Annotated in this window: 17 protein-coding genes; 7 read left to right on the top strand and 10 right to left on the bottom strand. The window is 67.0% G+C overall.

Annotated features, from left to right (window positions below; all coding sequences use genetic code 11):
• Positions 1-134: 134 nt before the first annotated feature.
• A complete protein-coding gene (locus J7I85_RS14410; protein ID WP_214852758.1) occupies positions 135-623 on the bottom strand; it encodes a PLD nuclease N-terminal domain-containing protein in 489 nt (162 codons plus the stop codon).
• Positions 624-822: 199 nt separating this feature from the next.
• On the opposite strand from J7I85_RS14410, the gene J7I85_RS14405 reads away from it, so the two are divergent.
• Positions 823-1,146, top strand: coding sequence for a DUF4229 domain-containing protein (locus J7I85_RS14405; RefSeq protein WP_214852757.1), 324 nt, complete (start codon positions 823-825; stop codon positions 1,144-1,146).
• A 21-nt stretch (positions 1,147-1,167) separates the two neighbouring features.
• Here J7I85_RS14405 and J7I85_RS14400 read toward each other — a convergent pair whose 3' ends face one another.
• From J7I85_RS14400 to J7I85_RS14380, 5 genes are all read right to left on the bottom strand, one after another.
• The gene (locus J7I85_RS14400) at positions 1,168-2,049 is read right to left on the bottom strand and encodes a 1,4-dihydroxy-2-naphthoate polyprenyltransferase (protein ID WP_214852756.1); all 882 of its coding nucleotides are present in this window, start codon (positions 2,047-2,049) and stop codon (positions 1,168-1,170) included.
• 90 nt (positions 2,050-2,139) lie between these two features.
• A complete protein-coding gene (locus tag J7I85_RS14395; RefSeq protein ID WP_214852754.1) occupies positions 2,140-3,291 on the bottom strand; it encodes an AMP-binding protein in 1,152 nt (383 codons plus the stop codon).
• A gap of 60 nt (positions 3,292-3,351) precedes the next feature.
• Positions 3,352-4,305 carry a 1,4-dihydroxy-2-naphthoyl-CoA synthase gene (locus J7I85_RS14390; RefSeq protein ID WP_214852752.1) on the bottom strand — a complete coding sequence of 318 codons (954 nt, stop codon included), beginning with the start codon at positions 4,303-4,305 and terminating at the stop codon, positions 3,352-3,354.
• Positions 4,306-4,326: 21 nt separating this feature from the next.
• The gene (locus J7I85_RS14385) at positions 4,327-4,767 is read right to left on the bottom strand and encodes a VOC family protein (RefSeq protein WP_214852751.1); all 441 of its coding nucleotides are present in this window, start codon (positions 4,765-4,767) and stop codon (positions 4,327-4,329) included.
• 51 nt (positions 4,768-4,818) lie between these two features.
• Entirely contained in the window at positions 4,819-5,580 is a 762-nt protein-coding gene (locus J7I85_RS14380; protein WP_251024358.1) for a CPBP family intramembrane glutamic endopeptidase, read from the bottom strand.
• A gap of 356 nt (positions 5,581-5,936) precedes the next feature.
• Here J7I85_RS14380 and J7I85_RS14375 point away from each other — a divergent pair, with 356 nt between their 5' ends.
• A complete protein-coding gene (locus J7I85_RS14375; protein WP_214852750.1) occupies positions 5,937-7,667 on the top strand; it encodes an ABC-F family ATP-binding cassette domain-containing protein in 1,731 nt (576 codons plus the stop codon).
• 96 nt (positions 7,668-7,763) lie between these two features.
• Here J7I85_RS14375 and J7I85_RS14370 read toward each other — a convergent pair whose 3' ends face one another.
• Positions 7,764-9,551: a hypothetical protein gene (locus tag J7I85_RS14370; protein ID WP_214852749.1), complete on the bottom strand. Its 1,788-nt coding sequence runs from the start codon at positions 9,549-9,551 to the stop codon at positions 7,764-7,766.
• The gene (locus J7I85_RS14365; protein ID WP_214852748.1) at positions 9,548-10,015 is read right to left on the bottom strand and encodes a hypothetical protein; all 468 of its coding nucleotides are present in this window, start codon (positions 10,013-10,015) and stop codon (positions 9,548-9,550) included. Before J7I85_RS14365 ends, J7I85_RS14370 begins: the two co-directional genes overlap by 4 nt.
• Before the next feature lie 206 nt (positions 10,016-10,221).
• On the opposite strand from J7I85_RS14365, the gene J7I85_RS14360 reads away from it, so the two are divergent.
• Positions 10,222-10,599: a VOC family protein gene (locus J7I85_RS14360; protein ID WP_214852747.1), complete on the top strand. Its 378-nt coding sequence runs from the start codon at positions 10,222-10,224 to the stop codon at positions 10,597-10,599.
• 254 nt (positions 10,600-10,853) lie between these two features.
• Positions 10,854-12,314, top strand: a complete 1,461-nt coding sequence (locus J7I85_RS14355) for an amino acid permease (protein WP_214852746.1) — start codon at positions 10,854-10,856, stop codon at positions 12,312-12,314.
• 128 nt (positions 12,315-12,442) lie between these two features.
• Here J7I85_RS14355 and J7I85_RS14350 read toward each other — a convergent pair whose 3' ends face one another.
• Positions 12,443-13,168, bottom strand: a complete 726-nt coding sequence (locus tag J7I85_RS14350; RefSeq protein ID WP_214852745.1) for a dienelactone hydrolase family protein — start codon at positions 13,166-13,168, stop codon at positions 12,443-12,445.
• Positions 13,169-13,299: 131 nt separating this feature from the next.
• Positions 13,300-13,476, bottom strand: coding sequence for a CsbD family protein (locus J7I85_RS14345; RefSeq protein ID WP_214852742.1), 177 nt, complete (start codon positions 13,474-13,476; stop codon positions 13,300-13,302).
• A 198-nt stretch (positions 13,477-13,674) separates the two neighbouring features.
• Between J7I85_RS14345 and J7I85_RS14340 the strand changes: the two genes are divergently transcribed.
• From J7I85_RS14340 to J7I85_RS14330, 3 genes are all read left to right on the top strand, one after another.
• Positions 13,675-14,133: an SRPBCC family protein gene (locus tag J7I85_RS14340; RefSeq protein WP_214852739.1), complete on the top strand. Its 459-nt coding sequence runs from the start codon at positions 13,675-13,677 to the stop codon at positions 14,131-14,133.
• Positions 14,133-14,822, top strand: coding sequence for a pentapeptide repeat-containing protein (locus J7I85_RS14335; protein WP_214852736.1), 690 nt, complete (start codon positions 14,133-14,135; stop codon positions 14,820-14,822). The genes J7I85_RS14340 and J7I85_RS14335 overlap by 1 nt, the downstream gene beginning before the upstream one ends.
• A 184-nt stretch (positions 14,823-15,006) precedes the next feature.
• On the top strand, positions 15,007-16,218 hold the full coding sequence (locus J7I85_RS14330) for a thiolase family protein (RefSeq protein WP_214852733.1): 1,212 nt from the start codon (positions 15,007-15,009) through the stop codon (positions 16,216-16,218).
• Positions 16,219-16,248: the final 30 nt, after the last annotated feature.

The following is a 16,248-nucleotide window of genomic DNA, read 5'->3' as shown; positions in this document are numbered from 1 at the left end:
TTTGCCGAAAAAGGCCGGCTGGCGGGGTCTGAAGCGGCCACTTTTGGTAAATCGACGCCGCGGGTGGCCAAGATTGGCGGCCGGCGCGCACCGCCCACTAGGGCATGCTCGCGACTCGGCGGGAGGGGTGTGTGCTACTTCGCCTCGGGGTTGCCTTCGGCGTTGGCTTCGCCGGCGGCGCCCGGCTTGCGTGGACCTGGCTCACCCGCAGGAGGGCCGCCGGCATCCGAATTGCCGCTGTTGGTGCCCGGAGCTCCCGTGCCTGTGCTGCCCGCGCGGTGGGGGCCGCCGTCGGCCTGGTTCTTCCGTGCCGCGTCGTCCCTCAGCTTGCGGCGCCGCTCCGCCTCGGCCTGGCGGCGGCGCTGCTCGAGGTTCCGCAGGAAGTCGGGGTCGTCGTCGGGGGCGGTGGGGTGCTGCTGGTAGACGGGCTGGACCACGGCAGATGCGCGGGGGCGGCCGATCAGGAACCACAGCGCGGCGCCGACGAGCGGCAGGAGTGCAACCATGATGATCCAGGTTGTTTTTGAGAACCCGCGCGTGAGACGTCCATCGGTCCGGATAACGTCCACAAGTCCGTAGACGTAGAGTGCGAGAATGGCGACTGCGATGGCGACACGAGGCATGCAATCAGTCTAGCCGCCGTGTGCCCCGGCGGAGATTACAGTATGCCCACAGTAATGCGCCAGCAAAACGCCGAACGGCAGTTCCAGGTGACATCCGACCTGCGCCAGGCCACGTGCCCGGAGACGGCCGGAGCAACGGGGAACACAGCGCCTATGCCACCGGCACGCTACGTTCAGGCAGGACGGCTAAACTTGGATAGTGGCTTTTCTGAAATACTCCCTGATCCGGTTCGCAATCTTCCTACCCCTGTTTGTGCTGTTCGTCTTCCTGCAGCTGGGGTGGTTTCTGGCCGTCATCTGTGCAGGGCTGATTTCCTTCGCCATCAGCTACCTCTTCTTCCAGAAGCAGCGCGATGCTGCAACGGCGTCCCTGCATGCCCGCTTCTCCGGCCGTGCCAAGCCCATCCGCACCGCCGGTGAGGTGGACGATGCCCAGGCCGAGGACCGCCTCGTCGACACCCACCCGGACGTCACCATCCGCAACGACGCCAAGAACCGCGAACCCCGCGGTGAGGGCGCCTAGCCTAAAGCGAGGCGCCTAGGCTTACAGCCCACTGCTCAGCACGAGTCCCAATGCGAACAGCACCGCGTAGCCGAGGTTGATGAGGCCCGTCTGCTTCAGGACCGGGATGAGGCTCTTGCGCTTCCGCCCGTTGATCATCAGCCAGGCCGGCATCAGGCAGGCCGGGATCAGGAGCAACACAATCAGCATCCAGGGCCGCGTGGGTGCAAGGATCACCACGAGCAGAATGGCCACGGCCAGCATCAGCACGTAGCTTTCGCGGGCGTGCTTGTCGCCCAGCCGCACGGCAAGGGTTTTCTTCCCGGCCTGGATGTCCGACGGGATGTCACGCACGTTGTTGGCCATGAGCAGGGCGCAGGCGATGAGTCCCGTGCCGATGGCGCCAATCACGGCAGGCAGGCCGATCTGCCCGGCCTGGGTGTACGTGGTGCCTAGGGTGGCCACGAGCCCGAAGAAGACAAACACGAAGACGTCGCCCAGGCCCATATAGCCGTACGGGTTCTTTCCGCCGGTGTAGCCCCAAGCCGCCATCACGCAGCCCACGCCCACCAGCAGCAGCCACCAGGTCTGGGTGATGATGACCAGTACCAGGCCGACGAGCATCGCAAGGCCGAAGGCGCCGAACGCAGCATACTTCACGTGCTCGGGGCGGGCGGCACCGGAACCGACCAGACGCAACGGCCCCACCCGGTTCTCGTCCGTTCCGCGGATCCCGTCCGAGTAATCGTTGGCGTAGTTGACGCCGACCTGCAGCAGCAGCGCCACGAGGGCCGCCAGAACCGCATTGAGCGGTCGGAAGGAAGCCATCTCGTAGGCCGCCGCCGAGCCGATCAGGATAGGGGCGATCGCGGCCGGCAGCGTGCGGAGCCGGGCGCCTTGGATCCATTGTGCGGCTGTTGCCACGGTAAGTACCTCGCGTTGGGTCGGTGAAACGTTCAAAAAAACATGGGCGCGCGCTGGGCACGGAAGCCGCAGCAGCGCGGCAGGACTACTCTATTTTCCCTGATGGAGCGCGTTGAGCCGTTCAATCATGGCCAGCCGGTCCGGCTTGCCGTTGGGCAGCATGATCAGCTCACCGGCCGGAAGGACGGTCTTGGGGGCCAGCAGCCCCAGCGTGCGGTGCCATTCCTCAGCCCACGCGGCGCCATCCCGTCCAGCGCCATCGGCCCCGGAGGCGGTCCCGGCGACGGCCACATAGGCCGCCACGGCCTGGCCCCATTTTGCGGACTCGACGCCGGCAACAAAAGCCGCGGTCACGCCGTCGGACTTTTCCAGCTCCGCCTGCACATGCGCGGCGGAGACCTTGACGCCGCCGGTGATGATGGCGTCATCGGCGCGGCCCAGTACGGTGAGCCGGCCATCGGCATCGAGGGTGCCGAGGTCGTTGGTCCGGTACCAGCGGCCGCCATCCTCCTCTACGAAAGCCTCGGCGGTCTGCCGCGGCGCGCCCAGGTACCCGGCCGCGAGGGTGGCCCCGCCCAGGTGGATCCGGCCGTCTTCGGCGAGCCGAAGGGCCACGCCCTCGAGCGGATAGCCATCGTAGACGCAGCCGCCGCAGGTTTCCGCCGCCCCGTAGGTGGTGACCACGCGGAGGCCGGCGTCGCGGGCCGACTTCAGGAGCTGGGCAGAGGCCGGGGCACCGCCGAGCAGGATGCCGTTGAAGCGGCGCAGCACGGCGAGCGTGTCCGCCGACGGGCTGGCGAGCAGGCGCTGCAGCTGCGTGGGCACCAGCGACGTGAAGCGGATGTTGTCCGTCAGCTCCAGCGCGGCCGCGGTGAAGCCCTCGGCCGTGAAGCCCTCGGACAGGTCCATGGCCCAGGGCCTGGTGCCGGCGAACAGTGACCGGACCAGCACCTGTACGCCCGCCACGTACTGCAGCGGCAGGGCCAGCAGCCACTGCCCCTCGCCCTTGAGCGCGAAGGCGGTGGCCATCGACGACGCCGCCAGCGCATCCACCGTCAGGACCGTCGCCTTGGGCGTCCCGGTGGACCCTGACGTGCGCACCACGGCCACGGCGTCCTCGAACCCGGGGGTCGGGACCGGCGTCACCACCGGCTCGCCGTCCGGGCCGGCGGAGAGTTCGACGGCGGGACCCTCACCGTGGAGGGCGGCCGCCAGCGCCTTGAGGGCCGGCTCGATATTCACTTCGTGCGCCTTGGATGCGCGGTCCTGCGGAACATGGGGTGCCTTCCGACGAGTGCGGGCTTAGAAGTAGTACGGGAACCGGGACCAGTCGGGGTCGCGCTTTTGCAGGAAGGCTTCCTTGCCCTCCACGGCCTCGTCCGTCATGTACGCCAGCCGGGTGGCCTCGCCGGCGAACACCTGCTGCCCGGCCAGGCCGTCGTCGGCAAGATTGAAGGCGAACTTGAGCATCCGGATGGCCTGCGGGGACTGCCGGGCGATGTCCGCGGCGTATTCCAGCGCCACCTCCTCGAGGCGTTCGTGGTCAACGGCCTCGTTCACGGCGCCCATCCGCACCATGTCCTCGGCGGAATATTCACGGGCAAGGAAGAAGATCTCCCGGGCGGCCTTCTGGCCGATCTGACGGGCCAGCAGCGCCGAGCCGTAGCCGGCGTCGAAACTGCCCACAGTGGCGTCCGTCTGCTTGAACTTTCCGAACTGGCGCGAAGCGATGGTCAGGTCGGAGACCACGTGCAGCGAGTGCCCGCCGCCGGCGGCCCAGCCGTTGACGACGGCGATGACCACCTTCGGCATGGTCCGCATGAGCCGCTGGACTTCCAGAATGTGGAGGCGCCCGGCGCGGGCCGGGTCGATGGTTTCCTGGGTCTCGCCGCCGGCATAGCGGTAGCCGTCCCGTCCCCGGATCCGCTGGTCGCCGCCGGAGCAGAACGAGTGCCCGCCGTCCTTGGGGGAGGGGCCGTTGCCGGTGAGCAGCACGGTAGCCACGTCCGGCGTCATCCGAGCGTGGTCCATGGCGCGGTACAGCTCGTCCACGGTCCCCGGGCGGAAGGCGTTGCGGACCTCCGGCCGGTCGAACGCGATGCGGACGGTGGGCAGATCGCGTGCCACGGTGCCGTCGTCGGACCGCTCCACCTGCCGGTGGTAGGTCAGGTCCTGGAAGTCGTCAAAGCCGGACACGGTGCGCCAGCGGGACGGGTCAAAGACGTCGGATACCTTGGCGGGGAATTCGTTGCTCACCGTCCAAGTCTAGTAATCGGCTTAGCTGATGCAGAACTCGTTGCCCTCGGGGTCCGCCATGGTGTGCCATTCGTGGGGCCCCTGGCTGGCAGTCCAGAGGAAGGTGGCGCCGCGGGCCTCAAGCTCGGCGCGGGCGTCGTCCTTGTCCCGGCCGTCGAGCCTGACGTCCCAGTGCACCCGATTCTTGATGGTCTTCTGCTCGGGCACGGTCTGGAACAGCAGGCGCCGGGCGGGTGCCTTGGTGTCGAGTTCCTCGGTGGGCCGGATCGCCGCGCCGTCCTTCCACACGAGCTTGCCGTTGTGCGCCATGGTCTGGTCTTCCGTCGCGAAGCCCTGGCTGATCATGGACCGGATGAAGCCCTCATCCTGCGGCTCCACTGACCACTCCAGCGTTTCGGCCCACCAGTCGGCGAGGTCATGCGGGTGCTTGCAGTCGATGGCGATCTGAATGTTGAGTCCCATGGCACCAAGCTACGACGGCGGCGCTGCCCCGGGATAGGGGACAGTGCGATTCTAGCTCTGGGACCGCTGCAGCTGGTCCAGGAGTTCCGGCGGGATGGTGTACAGGAAGACCACAGCGAGCAGGTTCTTGGTGGCATGGACGAAGTAGGAAAACATCAGGTTCCTTCCGGTCCACACATAGACAAACACCAGCGTGGCGCCCATGGCCAGATACGGCATGAGGGCGGGGAGGGTGAGCGCTTCCTGGCCCACGATGTGCAGGGCGGCGAAGAGGATCACGGACAGCCCGCAGCAGATCCAGATGTTGACCCGCCGGCTTAGTTTCCCGATCAGCAGGTGCCGGAACACGTACTCCTCGACGAACGGGCCCACCACGACGATCAGCGGAACCATGAGCCAGGCCGGCACCTGCCGCATGAGCGCCTGCAGCCCGGCCTGGTTGGCGGACGTCTCGGTGGTACCGCCCACGGCCACCAGGATCGCGGTGACAATCATCATGGCGACGACGGCCAACGGCACCATCGCCAACGTGAACCAGGGCCGGGTGGCAAGCACTTTGAGGTCCCGGGACACCACCCCGTGGGCGGCAAGGAGCGCCAGGGCGCCGACGCAGCCGTAGAAGAGGAGGTTCACGCCATAGGACGCGACGGCCGGCGTCGGGGCCAGTTGGCGCAGCAGCGGCAGGATCAATTCCCCGGCCAGCGCGAAGAAGGCCGCGACGGCGACATAAAGCCCAACGGCGGTGAGGTCCAGCGGCGAAAACCGGTAGAGATCCGGCCGCGGAGTTGGGAGCATGCGTCTGGTGTTCACCATGGTTCCAGCGTAGTGCGCCACCGCCGGCGCGAACGGACAGTTAAGGCCCCGCAGGAACGGTCAGTTGGGGCCACAACTGTCCGTCCGCGCTTTCAGCGTAGTGCGCCAGCGCCTGCGCGAACCTTGACGGGGCCGCCGGGCGGCGGGCAGGCTTGACCCATGAAGTCCTAGACCGCGACGCCGGCATCGCCCGGCGTCGACCATGTCCCGGCCTGTATCCGTCACCCGGATCTGTCGACCATATTCTGCCGACCCGCGATCTGCCGGCGGACGTCCGGCGCTGACAAGGCCATAGATAAAGCCCTGAGGATCGTGAACAAGCTCCGGGGCCGCACATTGGACTGCGAGGACTTCCCATGACTGAATCAAATGCCCGAACTGAACAGCTTCACCTGTCCGGCGTCTCCCACGGCTACGGGGACCGCGAACTCTTCTCCGGCGTCGACCTGGTGATCTCGGCCGGAGAGCACGCCGCCGTCGTGGGCGAGAACGGTGCGGGCAAGTCCACCCTGCTGCGGATCCTGGCGGGAATCGAGACGCCGGGAGACGGCACGGTCCAGCGGCACGGCCGGGTGGGGTACCTGGCGCAGACGTCAGGGCTACCCGCCCGGCTGACCGTGGCCGACGCGATCAACAATGCGCTCCTCGCACTCCGGGAGATGGAAGCCGAGCTGGAACGGCTGGAGGACGGTCTGGCGGCGGCCGGGCCTAACGAACTCGAGGCGTACGGGAACCTGCAGACCCAGTACCAGCTGCGCGAGGGCTACGCCGCGGAATCCCGTGTGAAGGCGGCATTGGACCGGCTGGGCCTGGGCGGGGTGGACCGTGGTCGGGCACTGGGGTCGCTGTCAGGCGGGGAGCAGGAGCGCGTCGCGCTGGCCTGCTTGCTGGCCGATCCTGCGGACATCCTGCTCCTGGATGAGCCCACAAACCACCTGGACGCCGCCGGCACTGCCTGGCTCGAGGGCCGCCTCGCGGCACACCGCGGCGCAGTGGTGGTGGTCTCCCACGACCGCGTGCTCCTGCGGAAGGTCGCCGCAGCCGTGATCGAGGTGGACGCTGAGCGCCGCACCGTGAACCGCTACGGCAACGGCTACGACGGCTACCTGAAGGAGAAGCGGGCCGAACGCCAGCGCTGGGTACAGCAGTACCACGGCTGGCTCGACGCCATGGCCTCGGAACAGCGGCAGGCGGACACGGTGGCTAACCGGATGGGCTATGCGCGCCGACGGGACAACGACAAAGCGGGCTTCGACTTCAAGACGGGAACGTGGGAGCGTGCCGCTGCCAGCAAGGTCCGCAATGCCCAGGAGCGACTGCGCCGCCTGGAGGACAACCCCGTGGAGCGCCCACCTGAACGCCTGAAGCTCGACGCCGGGCTGGACGGGGCCGGGCCGGACGGCGCCGGGCCGGACCTGGACGGTGAACCCCGGGACGCGGCCGACCGGGTCCTGCACGCCCGCAATACGCAGGTGCCCGGCCGGCTGGACGTGCCCGAGTTCCGTGTGGAGCGCGGGCAGAAAATCCTCATCACCGGTCCCAACGGCGCCGGGAAGTCCACGCTGCTCTCCGTTCTGGCCGGCACCCTCGAGCCGCCCGGGGGCCAGGTGGTGCGCCACGGCCGGATCGGCTATCTGCAGCAGGAGCTGGAGCTGCCCGAGCATCCATCCCTGCGGCTGCTGCCGGCCTTTGCTGCCGGGCTGGGCGGGAACATCGACGACCACGCCGAGGCGCTGCTGCGGCTGGGCCTGTTCCGCACCAGTGAGTTCCATGTTCCGGTGGGTGCCCTTTCCGCCGGCCAGCAGCGCAGGCTGTCGCTCGCCCGGCTCCTGCTGGGCCATAACGAGGTCATGCTCCTCGACGAGCCCACCAACCACCTGGCCCCCGTGCTCGTGGAGGAACTGGAATCGGCGCTCGCGGACTTCAGCGGAACGGTTGTGATGGTCAGCCATGACCGGGCCCTGGGCGAGTGGTTCGACCGCTGCGCGGACAGGTCCCGTGGCCCGGCCGGCGAAGGTACGCCGGGCACGTGGTTCAGGTACACGATGGCGGAGGGCACGCTGGAAAAGGTGGCACTGCCCGCCTGAACCTCCGCCCGCCGCCCAAAAAACCCAGGCCCGGCGGGTATGCCGCTGGGCCTGGGTTTTCGAACCGCCTGGGTTTCCTGCTCCTACGAAGAGTGGCTACCGGAACAGGGCGCCGTAGGTTCCCATGATGATCCGGTCGCCCGGCCGTGACTTCTTGATGTAATCCACCACGGCCCAGTCATCCAGCGAGATGCAGCCCGCCGTCGGGACCTTGTTCATGTGCAGGAAGATGGCGAAGCCGGCGTCCTGCACGATGTTGGGACGGTTGTAGTTGATGACCACGCCCTGACGGTAGTCATGCGAGGCGCGTGTGGCGAAGTACCACATGTTCTCGTCCCAGCCCACCCAGGACGAGGACTCGAAGTACTTGTTGTACGTCGCGGTCCACGGGTTGCCGCCCCAGCGGGAGCGGGGGTTGAGCGTGCGGTAGGGGAGTTGCGTCCCCGGGTTGCCCAGGCCGAATGCCTCGGTTACCGAGTAGGACCCGGTGGGTGAGTACAGGTTGCGGGTGGGGCCAGAGGGCACTCCCGGCGCCTTGAAGCCGGAGGCTCCCACGTAGCCGTCCGTCTTCCAGTCCGCAACATAGAGCCCTGCCACCCGGACGCAGTAAACATTTGTCGCGTAGGCCTGCCTGTAGCCCTGGGTGAACGTGAGCAGGACCCGGTTGGCGCCGTACGTGGAGTACCTGGACCGGCCGTTGTTCAGCTTGGCACATTCGGTCATGGAATAGATGCGGGTGCCTCCGGTCGTCGACCAGCCGATGTAGCCCGACTGGAATGACTGGATGCATTGTCCCGGGATGCATTTTTCGTTGGCCGTGGGATAACCCAGCCCGCTTCGGGTTGAACCGGCTGCGGCGTAGCGCGCGCCGATGCCGCCCTTAGTGACCCAGTTGCCGCTTCCCGCAGACCAATAGATGGCTCCGCCCTGAAACCGCTGGATACAACCCCCGGCCGGCTGGCCACAGGTTTCGCTGCTCACGGGGTACCCCAGTGCACCGGGCAATCCACCCACGCCTACCCATTTGGCATAGTTTCCCGGACGCACCGCCCGCGCACCGCTCGCGGGACTCCAGTAGATGTAGCCCTTGGCAAACTTTTGGTAGCAGCCGCCGTTCCGCTGGCCACAGGTCTCCCTGGACTGAGGCAGGCCAAGGGCACTCACTGCTCCGAGGGTGTTCCAGTGACTTCCGATCGCTCCCCGCAGCCAGACTTGGTACGCGCCATTGCCCGACCAAGTGATGAGCCTGCCGGTGGACATCTTTTGAACAGTTCCTCCCGGAACCGCCACTTCGTCCGTGACTGGGTAGCCGAACACTTTGCCCCGGCCGTTGGCGTACCAGTAGGGGCCGGTGTGTCCTGCTGTCAGGAGCACGGGGTGGGCCCCGGTGGCAGCGGTCCAGTACATCGTTCCGCCTTTGAACGTCTGGCCGCAAAGGCCCGCGCCGCACACTTCGTTCGCCACAGGCGCGCCGAGGACCCCGGCAGCGCCCCTCATGGCCTGCCATTTCACGCCGATCGCGCCCTTGACGACGACGGGAGCAGGCGCCGGCGTGACCGCGGGTGAGGGCGTCACAGACGGCGCGTGAGTAACTGCGGGCGAGGGCGTCACGGACGGCGAAGGTGCCACGAATGGCAGGGCCGGCTCTGACGGCGCGGGAGCAACGGACTCTGCCGGCTGAGGCGATTCCGCGGTGGTCGCGCTGGGACTTGGCGTCGCCGTGCCCGTGCCAGGTGTTTGCGCACCTGCCGTGGAAGCATCTGCAGTTTCCGTTGCCTGGGCAGGCTGGGGAGGCGTGGAATCGACCGCGAGGGCTGGCGAGGACGCAAGGGACCCGGCCACCAGGCTCAGGAGCAGGGCAGCCGCAAGTATTGGTTTTTTCACGAAGCATCCTCCACCGAAACAACCGGTTCGCACGTGCCGGCCTGGCCCGTGGTCTTGGCGAAGTTCTCTGCAGAAACCTCAGCCGATTTCCCTGCCTGGACGGTTTCCGTGATCAGGGTGTGGCCCTGGACTGCCGCACCGACGGTGACCGCGATGGCCACGGTGTAGGTCTTGGCTTTGTCCGAGGAGTTGACCAGGGTTCCCTTGAACGTCCACTGACCGTCCGCACCGGCCGCGCAGGTATGCTCCTGCAGGGCGTCGATGGCGTTCAGCGATGTGGACACATCGGTGGGGAGGGAAGGGGCCGTAGTGGGTGGTGAGGATTCCGACGGCGGCTGGGACACCGCCGTCGTACTGGTGGGTGATGCGCTGGGGCTCGGTCCGGAGGGGCCAGTGCCCCCGCTGGAACACCCCGAGGCTGCCAGCAGCAATGCAGCAGGCAGCAGTAGAACTCTCTTTCTCATAGTTCCCCCTGAACAAATGGCGCAAGTGCCGGCGCCCGCATGAGACGGTGCGGTGCCATGGCCGGGAACGGATCCCCGGCCATGGTGCTCACAGTAGCCGCAACAGCGCCCGGCCGGGAGGCTTTTCTCCATTCGAATTAGAGACGACGCCAGGGGGTCCGAATATGTGCTGCCTTCCCACCGGGCGTCTCCGTACACTGGACTTCATGGCTTGCCGTATCAGCGAACTGGTCCTCAACTGCGCCGACCCCGAACTGCTCGCGCGGTTCTGGAGCGGAGTCCTCGGCTACGTCGAACTCGACCGGGAGGACGGTGCGATCGAGATCGGCCCGCCCGACGCCGGGTTCGGGGGCCTGCAACCCACCATCATCCTGAGTCCCAGCAGCGACCCGCGGACCGGAAAGCTCCCGCTGCACATCGACGTCAACCCGGTCGACCGGGACCAGGACGCCGAGCTGGAACGGTTGCTCGGCCTCGGCGCCCGTCCCGCCGACGTCGGGCAAACCGGCGACGAGCAGTGGCACGTCCTGGCCGACCCTGAGGGCAACGAGTTCTGCCTCTTGCGCAGGCGGCTCGAGCCCTGATCTGAGGACGTGCCGGTAGCGCCGCTCGCGACGTACCCGGCGCCCCGTTCCGGCTGGGAATGTTGTCCCCGTCACGCAGCGCTCCGGGGATCTTGTACGATGGATAGGCCGTGCGAACCTTCGATGCTTCACGAGTTTTTGTACACACATGGTCCTCAAGAGGGTCCTGAAGTCGAATTATCTGTACAAAATCTCCAGGTTCCGGAACCGGCAGTGCCCTATCCAAGGCAACCCCCGACCTACAAGGAACAGTTGTGCCTCAAAGTACCCCAACAGAACTTATGAGCCCGACGGCTCCATCCGCCGCCGTCGACTCGACCCTCAGCGCCGAGGGCTACAAGAAGACCCTGGGCCGGCGCCACGTCACCATGATCGCCATGGGCGGCGCCATCGGCGTCGGCCTCTTCATGGGCGCGGGCGGCCGCCTGGCCTCCACCGGTCCCGCGCTGATTTTCTCCTACGCCATCGCCGGCGTCATCGCCTACCTGCTGATGCGCGCCCTCGGTGAACTCATCATGTACCGCCAGACCTCCGGCTCCTTCGTCAGCTACTCCGGCGAATTGTTCGGCAAGAAGGGCGCCTACCTGTCCGGCTGGATGTACTTCATCAACTGGGGCATGACCGGGATCGCGGAACTCATCGCGATCGGCCTCTACTTCCAGTTCTTCTTCCCGAACGTGCCGGTGGAAGCCTCCGCCATCGCCGCGCTGGCCCTGCTGGTGGCGGTGAACCTGCTCAGCGTCAAGGCGTTCGGCGAATTCGAGTTTTGGGCGTCCTGCCTGAAAGTGGGAGCTATCCTGATCTTCCTGGCAGTGGGCACCTTCATGGTGGTCACCAACGCCAGGGTCGGCGACGGCCACGCCTCGGTCGCCAACCTCTTCGCGGCCGACGGCGGGTTGTTCCCCAAGGGCGCCCTGGTGATGGTCCTGGTCCTGAATGCGGTTATCTTCGCGTACAACGGCATCGAGCTCGTCGGCATCACCGCCGGCGAGATGCAGAATCCGGAACGCGAAGTGCCCAGGGCGATCCGCGCCGTCGTGCTCCGCATTGTGGTGTTCTACGTCGGTTCCGTCACCCTGCTGGCCATGCTTCTCCCGTCCGACCAGTACAAGGCCGGCACCTCACCGTTCGTCACCGTGTTCGGCCAGATGGGCCTGGGCTGGGTAGGCGACGTGATGAACATGATCGTCATCACCGCCGCCCTGTCCTCCTGTAACTCGGGGCTCTACTCGATCGGCCGCGTGTTCCGCACCATGGCCAACAACGGGCATGCCCCGCAGTGGCTCACCCGGATGTCCAAGCGCCACGTCCCGTACGCCGCGATCCTGGCCATCGCCGCGTTCTACCTGGTGGGCATCCTGCTCAACATCTGGCTGGGCGGCTCGCACGCGTTCGACCTCGCGCTCAACACCGCGTCCATCGGCGTCATCTTCACGTGGGGCGCCATCTTCGCTAGCCAGATCGCGCTGCGGCACCGCAAGGGCCAGGTTTCCAGCCTGCCGATGCCGGGTTCGCCCTGGACCAGCTGGGCCGGGCTCGTGGGCCTGCTCGCGATTACGGTGCTGATCGGCTTCGACACCATGACCAGCAAGACCGGCGAAGTCTTCCACCTCGGCCTGTGGACCCTTGCCACCGTTCCGTTCTTCGCCCTGGTTCTGTGGCTCGGCTGGCAGAAGGTCAAGAACAACGAGCCGAAGAGCGAACTCTTCAGCTAGCCTGTCTTAACACGACGGCGGGCCCTCCTTTTCGGAGGCGCTCGCCGTCGTCGTTTCTTGGGGGAAGCGCGAACGGACACTTGTGGCCCTCGATTCTGGGGCCTCAAGTGTCCGTTCGCGCAGAGGGGCTAGTCCTTTAGATACCGGGCGAAGTGGTCCTCGATCCGGCGCCATGCCTCCGGGGCAGCGGCCGGATCCGGGCCAATCCCCATCACCCGCGCCAGCGGCCGCAGTGCCCGAGGGCCTTCCTCCTGGTCGTTCAGGAACGAGTGCCCCGCCGTCGGGAACTCCTTGACGTCGTGTGCAACTCCCACCGCAGCCAGGGCGGATTCCAGCCTGGCCGCGGCGTCCCGCAGGGTGCGGTCCTGCGCGCCATAGTTCGCGACCATCGGGCAGGCGCCCCGGAGGGCCGGCTCAAGGTCGCGGGGGAGGCGGCCGTAGTTCACTGAAGCCGCGTCGAAGCCGTCGTTGGCCGCCAACAGCGCGAACCCTCCGCCCATGCAGAAGCCGATGACGCCCGTGCGGCCGTTGGAGAGGGCCGATGCCTGAAGCCAGGACCGCGCGGCAGCGATGTCGGCAAAAACCCGCCCTTCGCCCGTCATCATGGATTTCACGGTGCCGACCAGGCAGCGGCGGGGGCCGCCGTCGCTGTAGAGGTCCACGGCGAGCGTGAGGTAGCCGGCCGCAGCCAGCCGATCGGCGTGGCGCCGGATCTGGTCGCTGAGGCCGAACACCTCGTGGATCATCACGACGCCGGGAAAGGGGCCCGTGCCGGTGGGGGTGGCGAGGTAGCCGCGCAGGTTCTTGGATCCAACGGCGGCAGTGCCTGTCCCGCTCAGGTCTACGTGCGTCATGCGCCCAGTCTTGCACGGGCCGGAGTGTTGCATGGGCCGTCTTTGCGGGGCTTCAGCCTGGCCGTCATGCAAAAAACGGTGACGCCGGGCTCCCCCCAAGGGAGTCCGGCGTCACCGTTGCGCGGGATGTACTAATCCCGCTTGAATTCGTCCTTAACGTCTTCGCCGACCTTCTTGGCGTCGGCGACCACCTGGTCCTTCTGGCCCTCTGCCTTCAGGCCGTCATTGTCCGTCGCGTTGCCTGCTGCTTCCTTCGCCTTACCGCCGAAGTCCGCTGCAGCGTTCTGGATCTTGTCTCCGATGCCCATGGTGGGAACCACCTTCCGTTACCGGTTGATCTGACAAAGCCGCTTCAGCCTAACACGAAGCATGCTTACTATTTCAAGCCCTGGCGGGCATTTTGTGTTGAGGCCAGAGGGTTGCGTGGTGCGGGGCTCCCGGGAGGTGCGGCACGGAGGGGGTGCGCTGCGGACCAAAAATGTCGGCCCCGCGGCTAGGCTCGAAGGATGGATCACAGCATCAGCCTGAGTCAGCACGTGAACGCCCCTCCGGAGAGAGTCTGGCAGGTGATCTCGGACATTCCGGGGTCGGCCGCCACGCTTTCCGGCGTCGAGTCCATCCAGATGGTCAGCGAGGGGCCGTACGGCGAAGGGACCCGCTGGAAGGAGACGAGGTCCATGATGGGCCGGCGCGAAACCGTGGAAATGTGGGTGTCCCAGGCAGATCCGGCACGCAGCACAACAGTCAAGGCGCTGCAGGGCGGAGCGGACTACACCTTCCGGTTCACGCTGGAAGAGCGGAGCGGCGGGACCGGCCTGACCCTGACCTTCGGCGCGGAGGTTCTCAGGCCCACCGTGCTCAGCCGGCTGATGCTCGCCCTGTTCGGACGGATGGGCATGCGCATGACGCGAAAGGCCCTGGCGAAGGACCTCGCCGAAATTGCCGCGAAAGCGGAGCAGCTGTAGTGGCGGGAAGGTCCCCGGGGAAACCCCGGCAGGATGCGGCGTCGAAGATTACCCCACCGAGGCTGGCACCGGTCCGGCTGGAGGGCCTCCGGGACGACGATGAGCCGGACTTCAGGCGTGCCGAGCGGTACGACGGCATGCGGTACACGCGCGCCGCCGCCGACGGGCTGGAGCTCAGCGGCATCACGTTCGCCGAATGCCAATTCGCCGGCGTCTCCTTCAACGAAGCCCAGCTGCGCGGTGCCACCTTCCGGGACTGCGTCATCGAGGAGGCCTTTGCCCCCGTGCTGAACCTGGCCCGGTCCACCATGCACGACGTCGTCATCAGCAACCCCAGGTGGGGGTCGGCGGAGCTCTACGAGAGCGGCTGGCAGTCGGTGCGGATCGACGGCGGCAAGCTGGACTACCTGAATCTGCGGGGCTCCCGGCTGGCGGACGTGCAGATCAGTGACTGCATCATCAGCGAACTGGACCTGGGTTCCGCAACCGCCGCCCGGGTGGCGCTGAAAAACTGCACTATCGGAAGCCTGGACCTGGCTGGCGCCAAGCTGAAGGACTTCGACCTGCGCGGCACGGACTTCCGGAGCATCAGCGGCCTGGGCAGCCTGGCCGGCGTTGTGATTGACGAGTACCAGCTGGGACTCCTGGCTCCACTCCTGGCGGCCCACCTGGGCGTTGTCGTGGCCTGACGAGCCCGGCCCACGAAGGAAGATTTTTTGTCCACTTGTCACGACTTCGAGGCACGTTAGGTCGCGACAAGTGGACAAAAACTCCGGTCCCGTTGACCGGCTGCCCGCACCGTGTAATCTTTATAGAACGAACGGTCGGTAATTTATTCGCTTCCGGCCCAGCTTCTGCGAAAAGGATGTTCTCATGGTCCAGGCTTTTCTGGTTGGCGGTGCCCGCACCCCGGTGGGACGATACGGCGGAGCGCTTTCGGCGGTCCGGCCCGATGATCTCGCCGCGCTGGTGGTCCGCGAGGCCGTGGCCCGGGCAGGTATGGATCCGGACGCGATCGACGAGGTCATCCTCGGCAACGCCAACGGCGCGGGCGAGGAGAACCGCAACGTGGCGCGCATGGCCACCATCCTCGCCGGGCTCCCGCTGCACATTCCCGGCATCACCGTGAACCGGCTCTGCGCCTCGGGCCTGAGCGCCATCATCATGGCCAGCCAGATGATCAAGTCCGGGGCCGCGGACATCGTGGTGGCCGGCGGCGTGGAGTCCATGAGCCGCGCGCCCTGGGTCCAGGAGAAGCCGCAGGCGGCGTTCGCGAAGCCCGGCGACATCTTCGACACCTCCATCGGCTGGCGCTTCGTGAACCCGCTGTTCAAGAAGGGCGAGCTGTCGCGCGACGGCAAGATGACGTTCTCCATGCCGGAAACCGCCGAGGAAGTGGGCCGCATGGATGGCATTTCCCGCGAGGACGCCGACGCCTTTGCCGTCCGCTCCCACGGAAAGGCACTCGCGGCCATCGAGGCGGGCCGCTTCAAGGACGAAATCGTCTCGGTGACGGTCAAGACCCGGAAGACCGAGACGGTGGTGGACACGGACGAGGGGCCCCGCGCAGGCACCAGCCTGGACGTGCTGTCCGGCCTCCGCCCTGTGGTTCCGGGCGGCTCGGTGGTCACCGCCGGCAACTCGTCCTCCCTCAACGACGGCGCTTCCGCGATCATCGTGGCCTCTGAGGCCGCAATCCAGCGGCTGGGCCTCACGCCCCGCGCCCGCATCATCGACGGCGCGTCCGCCGGCTGCGAGCCCGAAATCATGGGCATCGGCCCGGTTCCGGCGACGCAGAAGGTGCTCAAGCGCAGCGGGCTCAGCGTCGGTGACCTTGGCGCGGTCGAACTTAACGAGGCGTTTGCCACCCAGTCCCTTGCGAGCATGCGGCGCCTTGGGCTGGACCCTGACATTGTGAACAACGACGGCGGCGCGATCGCTTTGGGGCACCCGCTGGGTTCCAGCGGCTCCCGCATCGCCATCACGCTGCTGGGCCGGATGGAGCGCGAAGACGCGCGGATCGGCCTGGCCACCATGTGCATCGGCGTGGGCCAGGGAACGGCCATGCTGCTGGAGCGCGTGTAGTGCCGGGCCAGGACAGTACGGGCCAGGACA

Source organism: Arthrobacter sp. ISL-65 (assembly GCF_018613795.1).
Lineage (GTDB): Bacteria > Actinomycetota > Actinomycetes > Actinomycetales > Micrococcaceae > Arthrobacter.
Note: the sequence above shows the minus strand (reverse complement) of the source record. Positions and strands in the feature narration are given on the sequence as shown.

Bases quoted from the DNA above. Each gene is read 5' to 3' on its own strand.
- J7I85_RS14410 (WP_214852758.1), bottom strand. From the start codon at position 623: ATGCCTCGTGTCGCCATCGCAGTCGCCATTCTCGCACTCTACGTCTAC.
- J7I85_RS14385 (WP_214852751.1), bottom strand. From the start codon at position 4,767: ATGGGACTCAACATTCAGATCGCCATCGACTGCAAGCACCCGCATGAC.
- J7I85_RS14380 (WP_251024358.1), bottom strand. From the start codon at position 5,580: ATGGTGAACACCAGACGCATGCTCCCAACTCCGCGGCCGGATCTCTAC.
- J7I85_RS14375 (WP_214852750.1), top strand. From the start codon at position 5,937: ATGACTGAATCAAATGCCCGAACTGAACAGCTTCACCTGTCCGGCGTC.
- J7I85_RS14365 (WP_214852748.1), bottom strand. From the start codon at position 10,015: ATGAGAAAGAGAGTTCTACTGCTGCCTGCTGCATTGCTGCTGGCAGCC.
- J7I85_RS14360 (WP_214852747.1), top strand. From the start codon at position 10,222: ATGGCTTGCCGTATCAGCGAACTGGTCCTCAACTGCGCCGACCCCGAA.
- J7I85_RS14350 (WP_214852745.1), bottom strand. From the start codon at position 13,168: ATGACGCACGTAGACCTGAGCGGGACAGGCACTGCCGCCGTTGGATCC.
- J7I85_RS14345 (WP_214852742.1), bottom strand. From the start codon at position 13,476: ATGGGCATCGGAGACAAGATCCAGAACGCTGCAGCGGACTTCGGCGGT.
- J7I85_RS14340 (WP_214852739.1), top strand. From the start codon at position 13,675: ATGGATCACAGCATCAGCCTGAGTCAGCACGTGAACGCCCCTCCGGAG.
- J7I85_RS14330 (WP_214852733.1), top strand. From the start codon at position 15,007: ATGGTCCAGGCTTTTCTGGTTGGCGGTGCCCGCACCCCGGTGGGACGA.